Genomic DNA, 16,409 nt, shown 5'->3' on the forward strand with positions numbered 1-16,409 from the left:
GCCCTTCGCGTACTCCTGGAACGCGTACTCCTGGAACGAGAACTGCCGGGCGGTCGCTACGCGACCTTGAAGCCGTAGTCCAGCAGCTTCTTGGCGTCCTTGGTGCGGTTGGCCAGCGAGGAAGAGGTCAGGACCGTGCCGATGACCGTCTTGCCGTTGCGGGTCGCCGCGAAGACGAGGCAGTACTTCGCCTCGGGGCCGGAGCCCGTCTTCACGCCGATGGCGCCGCGGTAGGAACCGAGGAGGTTGTTCGTGTTCGTCCACGACATGTTGCGGTAGCCACCGGACTTCGTGGTGACCTTCTGCTTCGTCGACTTCGTCTTCACGACCGTACGGAACGTGGAGTACTTCATCGCGTTGCGGGCGAGCTTCGTCAGGTCGCGCGGCGTCGAATAGTTGGCGCCGTGCCCGATGCCGTCGAACGAGTCGAAGTGCGTGTTCCGCATGCCGAGCGTCTTGGCGGTCGAGTTCATCTGGCCGATGAAGCTCTTCACGCGCTTGGCGCGGGTCGTGCCCTTGCCGAACTTGTCCGCGAGCGCGTACGCCGCGTCGCAGCCGGACGGCAGCATCAGGCCGTACAGGAGCTGACGGACGGTGACCTTGTCACCGACGATCAGCCGGGCCGACGAGGCGTAGTTGTTGCGGACGATGTAGTCGCTGTACGCCTTGTCGACCTTGACCTTGGAGTTCAGGTTCAGGTTCCGCTGGCCGAGCACCACGCGCGCCGTCATGATCTTCGTCGTGGAGCCGGTGGAACGGCGGGTGTCGGCGGACTTCGTGAAAAGAGTCTTCCCCGTGGCGCTGTTCATCACATAGCCGCCCTTGGCGACGATGGACGGCTTCGGGGGTGCGGCCGCGTGGGCCGGAGAGGTGAGGGCGCCGCCGGCGAGCATCGCGCTCGCGGTGACGAGGACGGCGGTCGCGCGACGTGCGCCCTTGATGCCGGTATTCAAGTCAAGTGCTCCAAATGCCCCTGGGCTGCGGCCGCATGAGGGTGCCGCTCACTCATTAGACGAACGGGAGGGGCGGATGGATGCGCTGATGTGCCAGGAAAATTCAGGCGATGACCGCGCCGGGGTGCCCGCGATGTGGACGGTGGTACCTCTGTATACCTGTTGTATCTATGCTGTGCGCATGCCAGCCGCCACCGCCCTCACGCCCGACGCCCCCAGCGCTTCTGCCGTTTCCGCCGCTTCTGCCGCTCCCGCCAAACGGCTCCCCGCCGCCGAGCGCGTCTACGCGCACGTCAAGCAAGCCGTCCTGGAGCGCCGCTACGAAGGCGGCACGCTCCTCACCGAGGGCGAGCTCGCCGAGGCCGTGGGGGTGTCCCGCACCCCCGTGCGCGAGGCGCTGCTGAAGCTGGAGGTCGAGGGGCTGCTGCGGCTCTACCCGAAGAAGGGCGCCCTCGTGCTGCCCGTCTCCGCGCAGGAGATCGCGGACGTCGTGGAGACGCGACTACTGGTCGAGACGCACTCCGTGCGCAAGGCGGTGCCCGCGCCCGCGGGTCTGATCGGCCGCCTCGAAGAGCTCCTGGACCGGCAGCGCGCGCAGGCCGCCGCCGGTGACCTCGCCGAGGCCGCCGTCACCGACCGCAGCTTCCACGCGGAGATCGTCCGCAGCGGCGGCAACGAGATCCTGTCCCGCCTCTACGACCAGCTGCGGGACCGTCAGCTGCGGATGGGTGTCGCAGTGCTGCACTCGCACCCCGACCGGATCGCGAAGACCCTCGCCGAGCACGAGGAGATCCTCGACGCGCTGCGCCGCGACGACGCGGACGCGGCGGTCGCCGTGGTCACCCGGCACGTCGGCTGGTTCCAGAATCTGGCGCGGGGCGAAGTCCGATGAGCTCAGCCGCCGCACCCGAGCCCCTTCCCGGCGACCCTTCCCCAAGCTCCGAAGGAGCCGGGGGAGACCCCATTGGCGGGAAGAAGGCCGTCCTCGTCTGGTCCATCGGCGTCGCCGTCTACTTCGTCGCCGTCATCTTCCGGACGTCCCTCGGCGTCGCGGGCCTCGACGCCGCGGACCGTTTCCACGTCAACGCGTCGGCGCTTTCGACGTTCTCCATACTCCAGCTGCTCGTCTACGCGGGCATGCAGATACCCGTCGGCCTGATGGTCGACCGGCTCGGCACCAAGAGGGTGCTGACCATCGGAGTCGTCCTCTTCACGATCGGGCAGCTCGGCTTCGCCTTCTCGCCCTCGTACGGCATGGCGCTCGTCTCCCGCGCCCTGCTGGGCTGCGGTGACGCGCTGACGTTCATCAGCGTCCTGCGGCTCGGCACGCGCTGGTTCCCGGCCCGGCGCGGCCCGATGGTCGCCCAGCTCGCGGGCCTCGTCGGCATGGCGGGCAACCTCGTCTCGACGCTCGTCCTGGCCCGGCTGCTGCACTCCGTCGGCTGGACGGCCGCCTTCGCCGGCAGCGCGCTGTGCGGTGTCGTCGTCCTCGTCCTCATGACGCTGTTCCTGAAGGACCACCCCGAGGGGCACGAGCCGGAACCGGTGCGGCACACCGGCGCCGCCTACGTCCGCAAGCAGATCGCCCTGTCCTGGCGGGAGCCCGGCACCCGGCTCGGCCTGTGGGTGCACTTCACGACGCAGTTCCCCGCGATGGTGTTCCTGCTGCTGTGGGGCCTGCCGTTCCTCGTCGAGGCGCAGGGACTGTCCCGCGCGACGGCCGGGGAACTGCTCACCCTCGTCGTGCTGTCCAACATGGTCATCGGCCTCGTCTACGGCCAGATCGTGGCCCGGCACCACGCCGCGCGCCTCCCGCTCGCGTTCGGCACCATCGGGACGACGGCGGCGGCCTGGGGCACCACGCTCGCCTACCCGGGCGAGCACGCCCCGATGTGGCTGCTGATCGTCCTGTGCGCGGTCCTCGGCGCCTGCGGGCCCGCCTCCATGATCGGCTTCGACTTCGCACGGCCCGCCAACCCGCCGGAGCGGCAGGGCACGGCGTCGGGCATCACCAACATGGGCGGCTTCGTCGCCTCCATGACGACCCTGCTCGCGATCGGCGTGCTGCTCGACGCGACCGGCGACAACTACCGGATCGCGTTCTCCGCCGTCTTCGTCCTGGAGGCGCTCGGCCTCGTCCAGATCCTGCGGCTCAAGTCGCGGGCCGTGCGCAGGGAGCGGGAGCGGCTCGTCGCGAGCCGCGTCGAGGCCGTGCACGTCCCCGCCTGAGCTGTTTGCCCGAGTGGCTACGGCGTGACCGCGAAGTTCCGCAGGATCGCGTCCGCCAGGTCGTGGTCGCCCTCGACCTTGACGCGGTCCGTGACGGACGCGTACGTCACGCGGCCGCAGGCGAGTCTGAAGTACGTCTCCCAGTCGAGGCCGAGCGTGGCGAGCGGGCCGAGCGAGGGCGCGCCGTCGACGGTGCCCTTGCCGTCGGCGTCGATGCGGACCGTGCGCAGGAACTCGACGGGCCCGCTGACGTCGAAGACGACCGCCGATTGCGCGGGGGCGCCGGCCTTCTCGCCGACGACCTTCGGGAGGCCCTTGAGCAGCAGGTCCCGTGCGACGTACGCCCCGGGGGAGTCGAGGTTGCCGGGCTTGCGCAGAGTGGTGCGGAGGTCCTGCTCGTGCACCCACACATCGAAGGCCCGCAGCCGCATGGCGAGTTCGAGGGTCTGCTCGGAGCCGAGGGGGCCGCGGATCTTGGTGGAGGGTTCCCGCGACTCGTTCCGCAGCTGCCGGGAGCGGCGGATGATCGTGTACTCCAGCTCGGAGGTCATCTCCGGTGCGGTGTGGTGGCGCCGCACGTCGACCTGCATCTCCATGTACCGCTGCCCCTCGGTCTGTACGTGGTACAGGTCGCGGGGCAGGGTGTGGATGGGGCGGGGGTCGCCCAGCATCTCGCAGTCCAGGCCTATGACATGGGAGACGATGTCGCGCACCGACCAGCCGGGGCAGGGGGTGGCCCAGTTCCACTCCCCCTCGGCGAGCGGCGACACCAGCTCGGATATCGCTTCGACGGAGTGCGTCCAGGCATCGGCGTAGGTTTGCAGGCTGGGATGGAGACTCACGGGACCCCTTGCGGTTGTGCGCGGGCGGTGGGTGTCTGAGACGTTAAGTTACGCTGCCCGCAGGCACCCCGGCAGTGCTTTCGTGTGACGATCGTAGGCCCGTGTTGCCGACTCGAATGCCAGGACGGTGGTAGTGTGCGCGCCTCTCTCATCCAGATCGCCGTAGACGAGGACGAACCGGTCAATTCCCGTCGTACGCGGGTCGCTTCGCTGGTACGTGAAGTGAGTGCCCGGGACGGTTCGGATCTGGTCGTTCTCCCCGAACTGTGGACCACGGGCGCGTTCGCGTACGAGTCCTTCGCGGACGAGGCGGAGCCTCTCGAAGGCCCGACGTACGAGGCCATGTCGAAGGCCGCGAGTGAGGCGGGCGTGTGGCTGCACGCGGGCTCGATCCCCGAGCGGGACCCGGACGGGCCGCTCTACAACACCTCGCTCGTCTTCTCCCCGGCCGGTGAACTGGTCGCCGCCTACCGGAAGATCCACCGCTTCGGCTTCGACAAGGGCGAGGCCGTCATGATGGCGGCGGGCTCCGAGCTGGCGACGTTCCGCACGCCGGACGCCACGTTCGGCCTGGCGACCTGCTACGACCTGCGTTTTCCCGAGCTCTTCCGGGGGCTCGTCGACGCGGGTGCCGAGATGTTCGTCGTACCCGCGGGGTGGCCCGCGCGGCGCCGGGAGCACTGGCTGCTGTTCGCGCGGGCGCGGGCGGTCGAGGACCAGGTGTACGTCCTGGCGTGCGGCACGGGCGGGACGCATGCGGGGGTTCCGCAGGCGGGGCACAGTGTCGTCGTCGACCCGTGGGGTGAGGTGCTCGCGGAGGCGGGTGACGGTGAGGAGGTCCTCACGGTCGACCTCGATCCCGCGAAGGTCGCGGCGACCCGCGAGCAGTTCCCCGCGCTGAAGGACCGCCTTCTCGGGCAGGCCCCGCCGACGCGGCTCTGAGTCACGACCGCGGGCGCGCCGTGGCTGGTCGCGCAGTTCCCCGCGCCCCTTGAACGCGGCTTCGCCGCGATCGTCGGGCGCGGGCGTCATGCGGTGCGTCAGTCGTCGTCCCCCTCCCGTTCCTTCTCCGCCAGCCGGATCACGCAGACCGCGACGGCGAGGAGGAGTGCGGGGTCGGCGTCCTCGCGTACGACCTGGAGGCCGTACGTCTCGCGTACGCGGAACCAGCGGCGCGAGATGTCCGCGAGCAGCTCACCGTCGTACTCGATGGCGAACTCGCGGTCGAGGATCTTGCCGCTGACGTCCAGCTCCGTGCCGTCGACGAGCTCGACGCGGTAGTGGTTGCGCAGCAGCGACAGACGCTTGCGCTTGACCTTGGCGAGCGGCTCGCCCTCCCGCTCGATGACCATCGTGTCGCGCAGGGAGAGCATCTTGGCGTGGATGTCGACGAGCACCCTGCCCTGCATGTCCTTCAACTCGAAGGTATCCCGCAGGCGCATGGCCTTGCCGTCGACGAGGAAGACCTTGCGCCCCTGGTCGTCCTCGATCCAGTAGTCGTCGCCGATGCCGAGCATGCGGTCGCGTACGAGAAGTCTCATGGCGCATGACTACCCCGAACCGCCGCACTTCGGACATGGTCACGAGCGGTGGGACGGCGTCAGTAGCCGCGGGGCTGCTGGTCGGGGTCGACGACGGTCGTCTGGGCGACCGGCGGGACCACCGCCCTCCTGCGTCGGGCGATGCTGGTGAAGACGGCGACACCGATGAGGCCCACGGCCATCATGATGAGGCCGGTGACGGTGACGTTGAGCCCGTCCATCTCCCAGTCGGTCGCGAACGTGAGGATGGCACCCGCGGCGATCAGAAGTATGCATCCGCCGAGGCCCATGAGGACCGCCTCCCTGCGTAGTGGCTACGAAGCCTCCGAGTACCCGGAGGCTCCGTACCCACACAGGCATTCGGAGCTCAGCCCTCCAGGAACGCGACCAGCGCGTTGGCCAGCATGTGCGGGTCGTCGGCGCCGCACAGCTCGCGCACGCTGTGCATGGAGAGGATCGCGACGCCGATGTCGACCGTCTTGATGCCGTGGCGCGCCGCGGTGATGGGGCCGATCGTCGTGCCGCACGGCATCGCGTTGTTGGAGACGAACGACTGGAAGGGGACGCCCGCCTTGTCGCACGCGGCGGCGAAGACCGCGCGGCCCGAACCGTCGGTGGCGTAACGGTTGTTCACGTTGACCTTGAGGATCGGTCCGCCGTTGGCGCGCGGGTGGTGCGTCGGGTCGTGCCGCTCCGCGTAGTTGGGGTGGACGGCGTGGCCGGTGTCGGAGGAGAGACAGACGGTCCCCGCGAACGCCCGTGCCTTGTCCTCGTACGAGCCGCCGCGCGCGAACACGGAGCGCTCCAGGACGCTGCCGAGCAGCGGGCCGTCGGCGCCGGTGTCGGACTGCGAGCCGTTCTCCTCGTGGTCGAAGGCGGCGAGCACGGGGATGTACGGGAGGTTCTCCTGGGCGGCGACGGCGGTGAGGGCGGCGGTCGCGGAGTGCACGGACAGGAGGTTGTCCATGCGGGGGCCCGCGACGAGCTCGCGGTCACGTCCGAGGAAGGCGGGCGCCTCGATGGCGTACGTCATGAGGTCCCAGCCGGTGACGTCGCCCTCGTCGAGGCCGGTCTCGTCCTCCAGGAAGCGGATGAGGTCGCCCTCGTGGACGTCGTGGCCGAGGCCCCAGATGGGCTGCATGTGCTTCTGCTTGTCGAGCTTGAGCCCGTCGGTGTGCACGGACCGGTCCATGTGGATGGCCAGTTGGGGCACGCGCAGCAGCGGCCGGTCGATGTCCACGAGCCGCGTGGTGCCGTCGCGCAGCGAGAGGCGTCCCGCGAGGCCGAGGTCGCGGTCGAGCCAGGAGTTGAGCAGCGGCCCGCCGTAGATCTCCACGGCGACCTGCCGCCAGCCGTGGGCGCCCGCGTCGGGCTGCGGCTTCACGCGCAGGTTGGGGGAGTCGGTGTGGGCGCCGACAATGCGGAAGGGGGTGTGTGCGGGAGCGCCCTCGGGGACGTACCAGGCGACGATGGCGCCGCCGCGCAGCACGTACTTCCCGCCGGTTGTACCGTCCCAGGAGTCGGTCTCCTCGACCTGCCGGAACCCGGCCTTCTCCAGCCGCTCGGCGGCGCTCGCCACGGCGTGGTACGGCGTGGGGCTCGCCGCGAGGAAGGTCATGAGGTCTTCGGTGTGGCCACGGTCGAAGGGCCGGGAGGGTGTGCGCATGCCAGCCAGCCTAATGGGGTGGCTGTCCGGGTGGCGGGGCGATCAGAGGCGGTCGATCTCGGTGAGGTCGATGTCGATCGTGAACGGCACGGCGAGCTTGAGCCGGTCGTGATGGATGCCGGTGGGCGCGTAGGTGCCGGTGTGCGGGTCGAGCTCGTAGGTGTGGACGGCGGGCCGCTTGTTCTCGTCCATCCTGACCAGCCAGTAGTGCCGGATTCCGGCTGCGGCGTACTTGCGGGGCTTGGTGTCCTGGTCGCGCTCCTCCGAGTCGGGGGACATGACCTCTACGGCGAGCAGGACGTCCTCCGCCTGGTATCGCGTCTGTGTCTGGTCGGCGTCGGCCTCCGCGGTCACGACCACGAGGTCCGGCTCGGGTGCCTGCCTGCGGCCGAGGACGACGGCCATCTCGCGGCGGACCCGCAGAGGTTCGGGGACGGTGGCGCGCAGCCCCTGCTCCAAGAGGTACATGGCCAGTGTGTGGAACTTGCGCTGCGGACTCACGAAGATCAGGCTCCCGTCGATCAACTCTGTGTGCGGCGGGAGGTCGAGGCTGAAGAATTCGTCCGTCGTGTAGCCGTCCTCAGGTGGCATCGGCCACGCCGAGCCATCGGGCTGGAGTGCGTGCAGCGCTTCGGTGCGGGGCTCGGCGGTCATGGTTCCTCCCATGGACGGGATTCTCGGCCGTTCACTCAGCGTACCCAGGGCATACGACGATGCCGCCACCCGAAAGGATCAGGTGGCGGCATCGCGCTGACGTGCGAGAGAAATACGGTCGAACCGGGCCTGACTAGAACGCCGCCTCGTCCAGCTCCATCAGGTCCAGGTCGACCGCCTCGGCGAGCTTGCGCTCGGCGGTGACGTTCGGGAGGACGTTCGTGGCGAAGAACTTGGCCGCGGCGATCTTGCCGGAGTAGAAGGCCTTGTCCTTCGGCGAGGCCGTCTCCAGCTTCTCGGCTGCCACCGCGGCACCGCGGAGCAACAGGTAGCCGACGACGACGTCGCCCGAGGCCATCAGGAGGCGGGTCGTGTTGAGGCCCACCTTGTAGATGGACTTGACGTCCTGCTCCGTCGCCGCGAGGTCCGTCAGCATGACGCCGACGATGGCCTCGAGATCGACCGCGGCCTTGGCCAGCTCCTCGCGGGCGCCGGCCAGCTCCTCGCCGCCCGTGCCGACCGCGAGGAACTTCTTGATCTCCTCGGCGAGGCCGTTCAGCGCGGCGCCCTGATTGCGGACGATCTTCCGGAAGAAGTAGTCCTGGCCCTGGATGGCCGTCGTGCCCTCGTAGAGGGTGTCGATCTTGGCGTCACGGATGTACTGCTCGATCGGGTACTCCTGGAGGTACCCCGAGCCGCCGAACGTCTGGAGCGACTGCGCCAGCTGTTCGTACGACTTCTCCGAGCCGTAGCCCTTCACGATCGGCAGGAGCAGGTCGTTGAGGGCGTGCAGCTGCGACGCGTCCTCGCCCGCCGCCTCCTTGACCTGGATGTCGTCCTGGACGGCCGCGGTGTGCAGCACCAGGGCGCGCATGCCCTCCGCGTACGCCTTCTGCGTCATCAGGGAGCGGCGCACGTCCGGGTGGTGAGTGATCGTCACCTTCGGCGCGGCCTTGTCCATGAACTGGGCCAGGTCGGGGCCCTGGACGCGCTCCTTGGCGTACTCCAGCGCGTTCAGGTAACCCGTCGACAGCGTCGCGATCGCCTTCGTGCCGACCATCATGCGGGCGAACTCGATGATGCGGAACATCTGGCGGATGCCGTCGTGCTTGTCGCCGATCAGCCAGCCCTTGGCGGGGTGCTGGTCGCCGAACGTCATCTCGCACGTGTTGGAGGCCTTGAGGCCCATCTTGTGCTCGACGTTCGTCGCGTACACGCCGTTGCGCTCGCCCAGCTCGCCGGTCTCCCAGTCGAAGTCGTACTTCGGTACGAGGAAGAGGGAGAGGCCCTTCGTGCCGGGGCCGTGGCCCTCGGGGCGGGCGAGGACGTAGTGGAGGATGTTCTCCGACATGTCGTGCTCACCGGACGTGATGAACCGCTTCACACCCTCGATGTGCCAGGAGCCGTCGTCCTGCTGCACGGCCTTCGTGCGGCCCGCGCCCACGTCCGAACCGGCGTCCGGCTCGGTCAGGACCATCGTCGAGCCCCACTGCTTCTCGACGGCGATCTCGGCGACCTTCTTCTGCGCCTCGTTGCCCTCCTCGAAGAGGATGCCGGCGAACGCGGGACCGGAGGAGTACATCCAGACCGCCGGGTTCGCGCCGAGCAGCAGCTCCGCGTAACCCCAGATCAGGGAGCGCGGGGAGGTCGTGCCGCCGATCTCCTCGGGCAGGCCGAGGCGCCAGTACTCGGAGTCCATGAAGGCCTGGTAGCTCTTCTTGAAGGACGCGGGCACCGGGGCGGTGTTGGTCGCCGGGTCGAAGACCGGCGGGTTGCGGTCCGCGTCCTCGAAGGACTCGGCCAGCTCGTTCTCGGCAAGGCGGCGCAGTTCGTCGAGGATGCTCTTGGCGGTGTCGACGTCCATCTCCGCGAACGGGCCGGTGCCGTACAGCTTGTCGCGGCCGAGCACCTCGAAGAGGTTGAACTCGATGTCGCGGAGATTCGACTTGTAGTGGCCCATGGCGAAGGCTCCGTAAGCAGGAAAGGGATGAATACCAGCAAGTAGCTACGATGATGCTACCCGTCGGTAATAAGACGCAACCCCTAACCGTCCATCTGTGACGTCCGTGACTCAGTACGCTTACGCGCATGTACGGCTACGACCAGAATCCCGGCGCCCAGCAGCAGTACGCCCCGCCGGGCGCGCAGCCGCCACCGCAGCAGATGCAGGGCATGCCCGGCGGTGGCTACGGCCAGCAGCCCCCGCTCTACCCCGAGCCCTCGCCGCCGTCCCTCGCGGACGCCGTGCGCGCCTTCACGACGGGGTCGATGTCCGCCGAGGACTTCCAGCAGGCCTTCGCCACGTCGAAGGTCTACTGCCCGCGCGGCGACAACCCCGGCTTCCTCGCGCTGCACAACACCCAGCAGCCCGTGATCCCGATGTTCACCTCCCTCAAGGAGCTGCGCCGGTACGCGGGCAAGGACTCCAAGTACTTCGTGATCACCGGCGCGGAGGTCATCGACCTCCTCCCGACGGGGTACGGCTTCGTCCTCGACATGGAGGGCGAGCACCGCATGGTCTTCGACGCGAAGGCCGTGGAGCAGATGGTCGACTTCGCGATGCGGCGCATGTACGGGTGACGCGCGCGCGTTGATCCGGGTGTGGACGGGGGCCGCACCCGATGCTCTGACCTATGCCTTCGTCCAGGATCTTGCGTCGCCGTCCCGCCGTCCTCGTGACCGTCGCCGTGAGCGCGGCGGTGAGCGCGGCCCTGCTCGGCACCGCCTCCGCGGAGACCGCCGCCCCCGCCGAGACCGGCGCCGAACGTGCCCGCCGCCTCTTCCTCGACCACGGGCCCAAGGCCGCCGTGCTGACCGCCGCGCACCGCGGCCAGTGGCGCAAGGCCCCCGAGAACAGCCTCGCCGCGCTCCGGGCGGGCTTCGCGGACGGCGCCGAGATCGTCGAGGTCGACGTCCGGATGACCAAGGACAAAGTCCCCGTCCTGATGCACGACGCGACCGTCGACCGCACCACGAACGGCAAAGGGCGCGTCTCCGACCTCACCCTCGCCCAGCTGCGCGGCCTCAAGCTGCGCGCGGGTCTGGGCGGCCGCCGGGCGCCGCTCACCGGTGAACGCGTCCCCACCGTCGCCGACGCCATGAAGGCCGCCCGCACGCTCGGGCTCGTCAACCTCGACCAGTCCTGGGAGGACCGCGAGGCGGTCTGGCGGGTCCTGGAGGAGACGGGCACCGTCCGCAACGGCCTCTTCAAGTCCCGCGCCCCGGTGCCGGAGGTGCGCGCGTTCCTCGGCCGCCACAAGGACGCGCTCTACATGCACCTGGTGGAGGACGCCAACGCCGGGTCCGTGGGGGAGTTCGGGAAGAGCAGGCCGCCCGCGTTCGAGGTCGTCTTCGACGACGTCCGCGACAAGGTGGCCGCTCCCGCCTTCGTCCGTGGGCTGCGGTCGACCGGCCGCGTCTGGTTCAACACGATGCGGGACGGCTCCGCCGCCCGCTTCACCGACGAGGCGTCGCTGATCGACCCCGCGCGCGGCTGGGGCAGACTCATCGCCGACTACGGGGCGACGATCCTGCAGACCGACAACGTGCAGGCCCTCAGGTCCTACCTGACCACGGGCGCCGCGGGCCGGGTGCCGCCCGGCGCGGTCCGCGTCCAGGCGGAGGGGTACGCCCCCGGTGGCGAGGGCAAGGCGTACCACGACACCGACGCGGGGAACCGGGGGGACGGGCCGGGGCGGCGCGGCGAGAACGTCGACGTGTGCGACCACGACGGGGCCGTGGTGGTCTGCTGGATGCGCGGTTCGGAGTGGCTCACGTACGCGGTCGACGTACCGAAGACCGGGCGGTACGCGCTCAAGATCCGGGCGTCGTCCCCGTACGAGCCCGCCGGGACCTGTCGGATCGCCTACGACGGCGGCAGGCCGGGCAAGGCCGTACGGGTCGCGGGCACCACCGCCCACCACGCCTTCTTCCTCCAGGACAGCCGTGACCCGCGGCAGCTCACCCGCGGTCGGCACACCGTGCGCCTCTCCCTGGACGAGGGCGCCTTCCAGAACTGGAACCTCGACTACCTGCAGCTGGAGCCGGTCCGCTCCTGAGGTCCGCTCATGAGGTTCCGCTCCTGAGGTTCCGCTCCTGCGGGCCCGGCGGGAATTCCCGCCGGGCCCCGTTCGTTCCAGGTGGCAGAAAGTTCTACGTTCAACTAAAGTGAGCGCACAGGAGGTACCGACCATGCCTGCAGTGACTGTCGAGAACCCGCTGACCCTGCCCCGAGTGGTGGCGCAGGCCGATGCGACGCCGCGCCCCGTGCTCGCCGTGACCACGGCGCCGAGCGGCTTCGAGGGCGAGGGATTCCCGGTGCGCCGGGCCTTCGCGGGGATCAACTACCAGCACCTCGACCCGTTCATCATGATGGACCAGATGGGCGAGGTGGAGTACGAGGCGGGCGAGCCGAAGGGCACCCCCTGGCACCCCCACCGGGGCTTCGAGACGGTCACGTACCTGATCGACGGGACCTTCGTCCACCAGGACTCCAACGGTGGCGGCGGCACCATCCAGAACGGCGACACCCAGTGGATGACGGCAGGCAGCGGCCTGCTCCACATCGAGGCGCCGCCGGAGTCCCTCGTCATGTCCGGCGGCCTCTTCCACGGCCTCCAGCTGTGGGTGAACCTGCCCGCGAAGGACAAGATGATGAACCCCCGCTACCAGGACATCCGCGGCGGCCAGGTCCAGCTGCTCTCCACCCCGGACGGCGGCGCGCTGCTCCGCGTCATCGCCGGTGAGCTCGACGGACACGAGGGCCCCGGCATCACGCACACGCCGATCACGATGATCCACGCGACCGTGCGGCCCGGTGCCGAGGTGACGCTGCCCTGGCGCGAGGACTTCAACGGTCTCGCGTACGTCCTCGCGGGACGCGGCAGCGTGGGCGCCGAGCGGTGCCCCGTCCACATGGGTCAGACCGCGGTCTTCGGCGCGGGCTCCTCGCTGACCGTCCGCGCGGACGAACGCCAGGACGCGCACGCCCCCGACCTGGAGGTCGTGCTGCTCGGCGGGCAGCCGATCCGCGAGCCGATGGCGCACTACGGCCCGTTCGTGATGAACAGCAAGGCGGAGCTGCAGCAGGCCTTCGAGGACTTCCAGAAGGGCCTGCTCGGCACGGTTCCCGCCGTGCACGGCATGTGAGTCGTACGGCCGCGGCAGCCAGCAGGTAGCTCCGCGGCAGGCAGCCGTACATAACGTGCGGGGCCCGGGGTGACGTGCTCGGGTAGGAGGGGTGAGTACCCTCCTGCCCGAGTCCGTGCGCCGCATCGCCGCCTGGTGCGTCGTCGTCCTGCTCGTCACCGGCGTGGCCGCCGTGGGGATCTGGCTCTGCGTCACCTTCAAGACCGCGGTGACCCCGGTCCTCCTCGCGCTGCTCGGCACCGCGCTCCTGGGTCCGCTGTACCGGCGGTTGCTCAAGATGAAGGTGCAGCGCTCCCTCGCGGCCGGCCTCACCTGCGCGGCCGTCGTCGCCGTCGTGGGCGGCGCCGGCTACATCGTCGTCAACGCGCTGATCGACAGCGGCGACCAGATCCTCGCCTCCCTCAAGCAGGCCGCGAGGGACCTGTCGAAGCACTTCGGGGCGGCGGGGACCTCGCTCGACGACATGGCGTCCAACGCCAAGGAATTCTTCGGGAAGTTCGGCGGGACCGCCGCGTCCGGAGTGATCAGCGGGCTCAGCACCGTCGGCGAGATGATGGCGATGGCCGTCCTCGCGCTGCTCCTCGTCTTCTTCTTCCTGCGTGACTCGGAACGCGCCGTGGGCACCCTGCGCCAGCTCGCCCCCGGTGACAGCGCCGACTCCATCGAGGCCATGGCGCGGCGCGCCTTCGAGGCCATCGAGGGGTTCATGCGCGGGACGACGATCATCGCGTTCATCGACGCCCTGTGCATCACCGTGGGCCTGCTGATCCTCGGCGTCCCCGGCGCGCTGGGTCTCGGCGCGCTCGTGTTCGTCGGCGCGTACATCCCCTACCTGGGCGCGTTCCTGTCCGGCGCGGTCGCCATCCTGGTCGCCCTCGCCGACCGGGGGTTCGCCATCGCGCTGTGGGCGCTCGGCGTGGTCCTCGCCGTGCAGGTCCTCGAAGGGCACATCCTCCAGCCGATGATCCAGAGCAGGACCGTGCAGATGCATCCGGCCGTGGTGATGCTGGCGATCACCGCGGGCGCCTCTGTGGCCGGGATCCTCGGGATGCTGCTCGCGGTGCCCCTGACGGCGGCGGCGTTCGGCATCGTCTCGGAACTGCGCGTGCGCTACTCCGGTACGTCAGGGTCAGCGTCCGCGTCCATGTCCAAGTCGTCCACGTCCGCGAAACCGCCGGAAGCGCCCGCGTCCTCGTAGAGCTCGAACCAGATGCTCTTGCCTTCGCCGCGCGGGTCCACGCCCCACGCCCCGGCGAGCAGCTCCATCAGGACCAGGCCGCGGCCCGACGAGGCGAGCTCGCCCGGGTGGCGCTTGTGCGGCAGGTCGTCGCTGCCGTCGGCGACCTCGGCCCGCAGCCTGCGAGCCCCGGGCTCGCCGGTGACCTCGGCGACCATCAGGGCGTCGCCGTCCGTGTGCACGAGGACGTTCGTGAGCATCTCGGAGACCATCAGGACCGCCGAGTCGACCTGGTCGTCGTCCGCCCAGTCGTGCAGCAGGTCCCGCAGGTGGCTGCGGGCGCCCGCGATGCGCTCCGGCTCGGCCTGGGCGACGGTCAGGACCGTGCGGCGGGCGTCGGTGCGCCGCTCGGAGTGGCCGGTCCTGCTCAGCAGCAGCACGGCTATGTCGTCCTCGCGGCGGTCCGCGAACGGGCCGGTGGTGTGGTGCGAGGAGGGGCCGTGCACGGCCTGCACGAGCGCGTCGGCGAGCTGCTCCAGAGCGTCGGGCTCGCCTTCCCCCGCGTACTCCTCCAGGGTCGTCCTGATCCGCGACCAGCCGGTGTCCAGGTCGTGGCCGCCGGTCTCGATGAGGCCGTCCGTGCAGATCAGCATCGTCTCGCCGGGCTCCAGGACGAGCCGGGTGGTGGGGTAGTCGGCGTCGGGGTCGATGCCGAGCGGCAGGCCGCCCGCGGTGGGGCGCAGCAGAACCGTTCCGTCACCCATGCGTATCGCGGGTTCGGGGTGGCCCGCGCGGGCCATCTCCAGGACGCCGGTCGCCGGGTCGGCCTCCACGTACAGGCAGGTCGCGAAGCGCGGGTCGTACTCGATGGCCTCGTCGGCGCCCGTGCCGCTCGACCCGTAGGTGATGGACTCGGTGATCCCGGAGAGGAAGCGGGTGGCGCGGGAGAGGACCGCGTCGGGGCGGTGGCCCTCGGAGGCGTAGGCGCGCAGGGCGATCCGCAGCTGCCCCATGAGGCCCGCCGCCCGCACGTCGTGCCCCTGTACGTCGCCGATGACGAAGGCGATGCGGCCGCTGGGCAGCGGAATCATGTCGTACCAGTCGCCGCCGACCTGGAGCCCGCCGCCCGTCGGCACGTAGCGGGCGGCCACGCTCATCCCCGGGATCTGCGGCCCCAGCATCGGCAGCATCGACCGCTGCAGCCCCTCCGTCAGCTCCCGCTCGGACTCCGCGACCCCGGCCCGCGACAGGGCCTGCGCCAGCATCCGCGCCACCGTCGTCAGGACGGAGCGCTCGTCGGGCGTGAACGAGACGGGATACGTGAAGGCCGCCATCCACGCCCCCATCGTGCGCCCCGCGACCGTCAGGGGCAGGAACGCCCACGACTGCCGTTCGAAGCGGCTGGCCAGCGGCCAGGCGGCGGGGTAGCGCCTGCGGTAGTCCTCCGGGGTGGAGAGGTAGACGGCACGGCCGGTGCGCACCACCTCCGCCGCCGGATAGTCGGTGTCCAGCGGCATGGCGGAGAAGGGGCCGTCGTCGCCGGGCTCGTGGCCGTGGTGCCCGATGATCGTCAGCCGCTCGCCCTCGACCCCGAAGACCGCGAGGCCGTCCGGCGAGAACCCCGGCATGGAGAGCCCACCGGCGACCCTGAGGACCTCCTCCGTGGAGCGCGCCTCGGCGAGCGCACGCCCCGCGTCGAGCAGGAACGCCTCGCGGGAGCGGCGCCAGTCCCCGGTGATGGGGGTGCGGGCGGCGGTCCCGGGGGCGGGCTCGGTGACCTCTTGCAACGTCCCGATCAGCTCGTACGCCTCGGTCGCCCCGTGCATCACCGGCTTGGAACGGCTGCGCACGGTCCGCAGGACGCGCCGCCCCGTCTCGTCCATGATCCGCAGCCGGGCCTCGGCGAGGGTGCCCTCGGCGACGGCGAGCTGGACGGTTCCGTAGATCTCGTTCCAGTCGACCGGGTGGAAACGGGAGCGCACGCCCGCCTCGGAGAGGGTCTGGGCGTGGGCGGGCAGGCCGAGGAGCCGGGCGGCCTCGGCGTCGAGCGTGACGGTCCCGGATGCGTTGTCCCAGCGCCACAGCCCGGTCGCGATGGCGGCCAGGACGTCCCGTACGGGAGGCAGGGAGTCGTCCCCCACCGGTAGGAGGGGATCGTCGGTGCGCATTGACCCACTTTAGGAAGATGTACACGGTGGG

At 70.2% G+C, this 16,409-nt stretch carries 15 protein-coding genes; 7 read left to right on the forward strand and 8 right to left on the reverse strand.

Annotated elements, in window-relative coordinates:
* Nucleotides 1-56: 56 nt before the first annotated feature.
* Nucleotides 57-953: a D-alanyl-D-alanine carboxypeptidase family protein gene (locus NOO62_RS20715; protein ID WP_268772376.1), complete on the reverse strand. Its 897-nt coding sequence runs from the start codon at nucleotides 951-953 to the stop codon at nucleotides 57-59.
* A gap of 175 nt (nucleotides 954-1,128) precedes the next feature.
* Here NOO62_RS20715 and NOO62_RS20720 point away from each other — a divergent pair, with 175 nt between their 5' ends.
* Together NOO62_RS20720 and NOO62_RS20725 are read left to right on the forward strand one after the other, a co-directional pair.
* A complete protein-coding gene (locus NOO62_RS20720; RefSeq protein ID WP_414930860.1) occupies nucleotides 1,129-1,845 on the forward strand; it encodes a GntR family transcriptional regulator in 717 nt (238 codons plus the stop codon).
* Entirely contained in the window at nucleotides 1,842-3,182 is a 1,341-nt protein-coding gene (locus NOO62_RS20725; protein WP_268772378.1) for an MFS transporter, read from the forward strand. Before NOO62_RS20720 ends, NOO62_RS20725 begins: the two co-directional genes overlap by 4 nt.
* A gap of 17 nt (nucleotides 3,183-3,199) precedes the next feature.
* Here the strand turns inward: NOO62_RS20725 and NOO62_RS20730 are convergent, their stop codons facing one another.
* Entirely contained in the window at nucleotides 3,200-4,024 is an 825-nt protein-coding gene (locus NOO62_RS20730; protein ID WP_268772379.1) for a maleylpyruvate isomerase family mycothiol-dependent enzyme, read from the reverse strand.
* Between the two features lie 135 nt (nucleotides 4,025-4,159).
* Here NOO62_RS20730 and NOO62_RS20735 point away from each other — a divergent pair, with 135 nt between their 5' ends.
* Nucleotides 4,160-4,966: a carbon-nitrogen family hydrolase gene (locus NOO62_RS20735; RefSeq protein WP_268772380.1), complete on the forward strand. Its 807-nt coding sequence runs from the start codon at nucleotides 4,160-4,162 to the stop codon at nucleotides 4,964-4,966.
* Between the two features lie 98 nt (nucleotides 4,967-5,064).
* Here the strand turns inward: NOO62_RS20735 and NOO62_RS20740 are convergent, their stop codons facing one another.
* From NOO62_RS20740 to NOO62_RS20760, 5 genes are all read right to left on the reverse strand, one after another.
* Entirely contained in the window at nucleotides 5,065-5,565 is a 501-nt protein-coding gene (locus NOO62_RS20740; protein WP_268772381.1) for an LURP-one-related/scramblase family protein, read from the reverse strand.
* A gap of 59 nt (nucleotides 5,566-5,624) precedes the next feature.
* Nucleotides 5,625-5,855: a DUF6458 family protein gene (locus tag NOO62_RS20745; protein WP_268772382.1), complete on the reverse strand. Its 231-nt coding sequence runs from the start codon at nucleotides 5,853-5,855 to the stop codon at nucleotides 5,625-5,627.
* A gap of 77 nt (nucleotides 5,856-5,932) precedes the next feature.
* The gene (locus NOO62_RS20750; protein ID WP_268772383.1) at nucleotides 5,933-7,231 is read right to left on the reverse strand and encodes a M18 family aminopeptidase; all 1,299 of its coding nucleotides are present in this window, start codon (nucleotides 7,229-7,231) and stop codon (nucleotides 5,933-5,935) included.
* Nucleotides 7,232-7,273: 42 nt separating this feature from the next.
* On the reverse strand, nucleotides 7,274-7,885 hold the full coding sequence (locus tag NOO62_RS20755) for a Uma2 family endonuclease (protein ID WP_268772384.1): 612 nt from the start codon (nucleotides 7,883-7,885) through the stop codon (nucleotides 7,274-7,276).
* A gap of 133 nt (nucleotides 7,886-8,018) precedes the next feature.
* Nucleotides 8,019-9,845 (reverse strand): acyl-CoA dehydrogenase, encoded by a 1,827-nt coding sequence (locus tag NOO62_RS20760; protein WP_268772385.1) that lies wholly within the window; start codon nucleotides 9,843-9,845, stop codon nucleotides 8,019-8,021.
* Between the two features lie 128 nt (nucleotides 9,846-9,973).
* Between NOO62_RS20760 and NOO62_RS20765 the strand changes: the two genes are divergently transcribed.
* The 4 genes from NOO62_RS20765 (at nucleotide 9,974) to NOO62_RS20780 (ending at nucleotide 14,231) form a co-directional block, all read left to right on the forward strand.
* Nucleotides 9,974-10,465, forward strand: a complete 492-nt coding sequence (locus NOO62_RS20765) for an SseB family protein (protein ID WP_055563227.1) — start codon at nucleotides 9,974-9,976, stop codon at nucleotides 10,463-10,465.
* A gap of 53 nt (nucleotides 10,466-10,518) precedes the next feature.
* Nucleotides 10,519-11,943, forward strand: a complete 1,425-nt coding sequence (locus NOO62_RS20770) for a glycerophosphodiester phosphodiesterase family protein (protein WP_268772386.1) — start codon at nucleotides 10,519-10,521, stop codon at nucleotides 11,941-11,943.
* Nucleotides 11,944-12,076: 133 nt separating this feature from the next.
* Nucleotides 12,077-13,033: a pirin family protein gene (locus NOO62_RS20775; RefSeq protein WP_268772387.1), complete on the forward strand. Its 957-nt coding sequence runs from the start codon at nucleotides 12,077-12,079 to the stop codon at nucleotides 13,031-13,033.
* A gap of 91 nt (nucleotides 13,034-13,124) precedes the next feature.
* The gene (locus NOO62_RS20780) at nucleotides 13,125-14,231 is read left to right on the forward strand and encodes an AI-2E family transporter (protein ID WP_268772388.1); all 1,107 of its coding nucleotides are present in this window, start codon (nucleotides 13,125-13,127) and stop codon (nucleotides 14,229-14,231) included.
* Here the strand turns inward: NOO62_RS20780 and NOO62_RS20785 are convergent.
* Nucleotides 14,144-16,378 carry a SpoIIE family protein phosphatase gene (locus NOO62_RS20785; protein ID WP_268772389.1) on the reverse strand — a complete coding sequence of 745 codons (2,235 nt, stop codon included), beginning with the start codon at nucleotides 16,376-16,378 and terminating at the stop codon, nucleotides 14,144-14,146. The two genes, NOO62_RS20780 and NOO62_RS20785, sit on opposite strands and share 88 nt — an antisense overlap.
* Nucleotides 16,379-16,409: the final 31 nt, after the last annotated feature.

Source organism: Streptomyces sp. Je 1-369, from assembly GCF_026810505.1.
GTDB lineage: Bacteria > Actinomycetota > Actinomycetes > Streptomycetales > Streptomycetaceae > Streptomyces.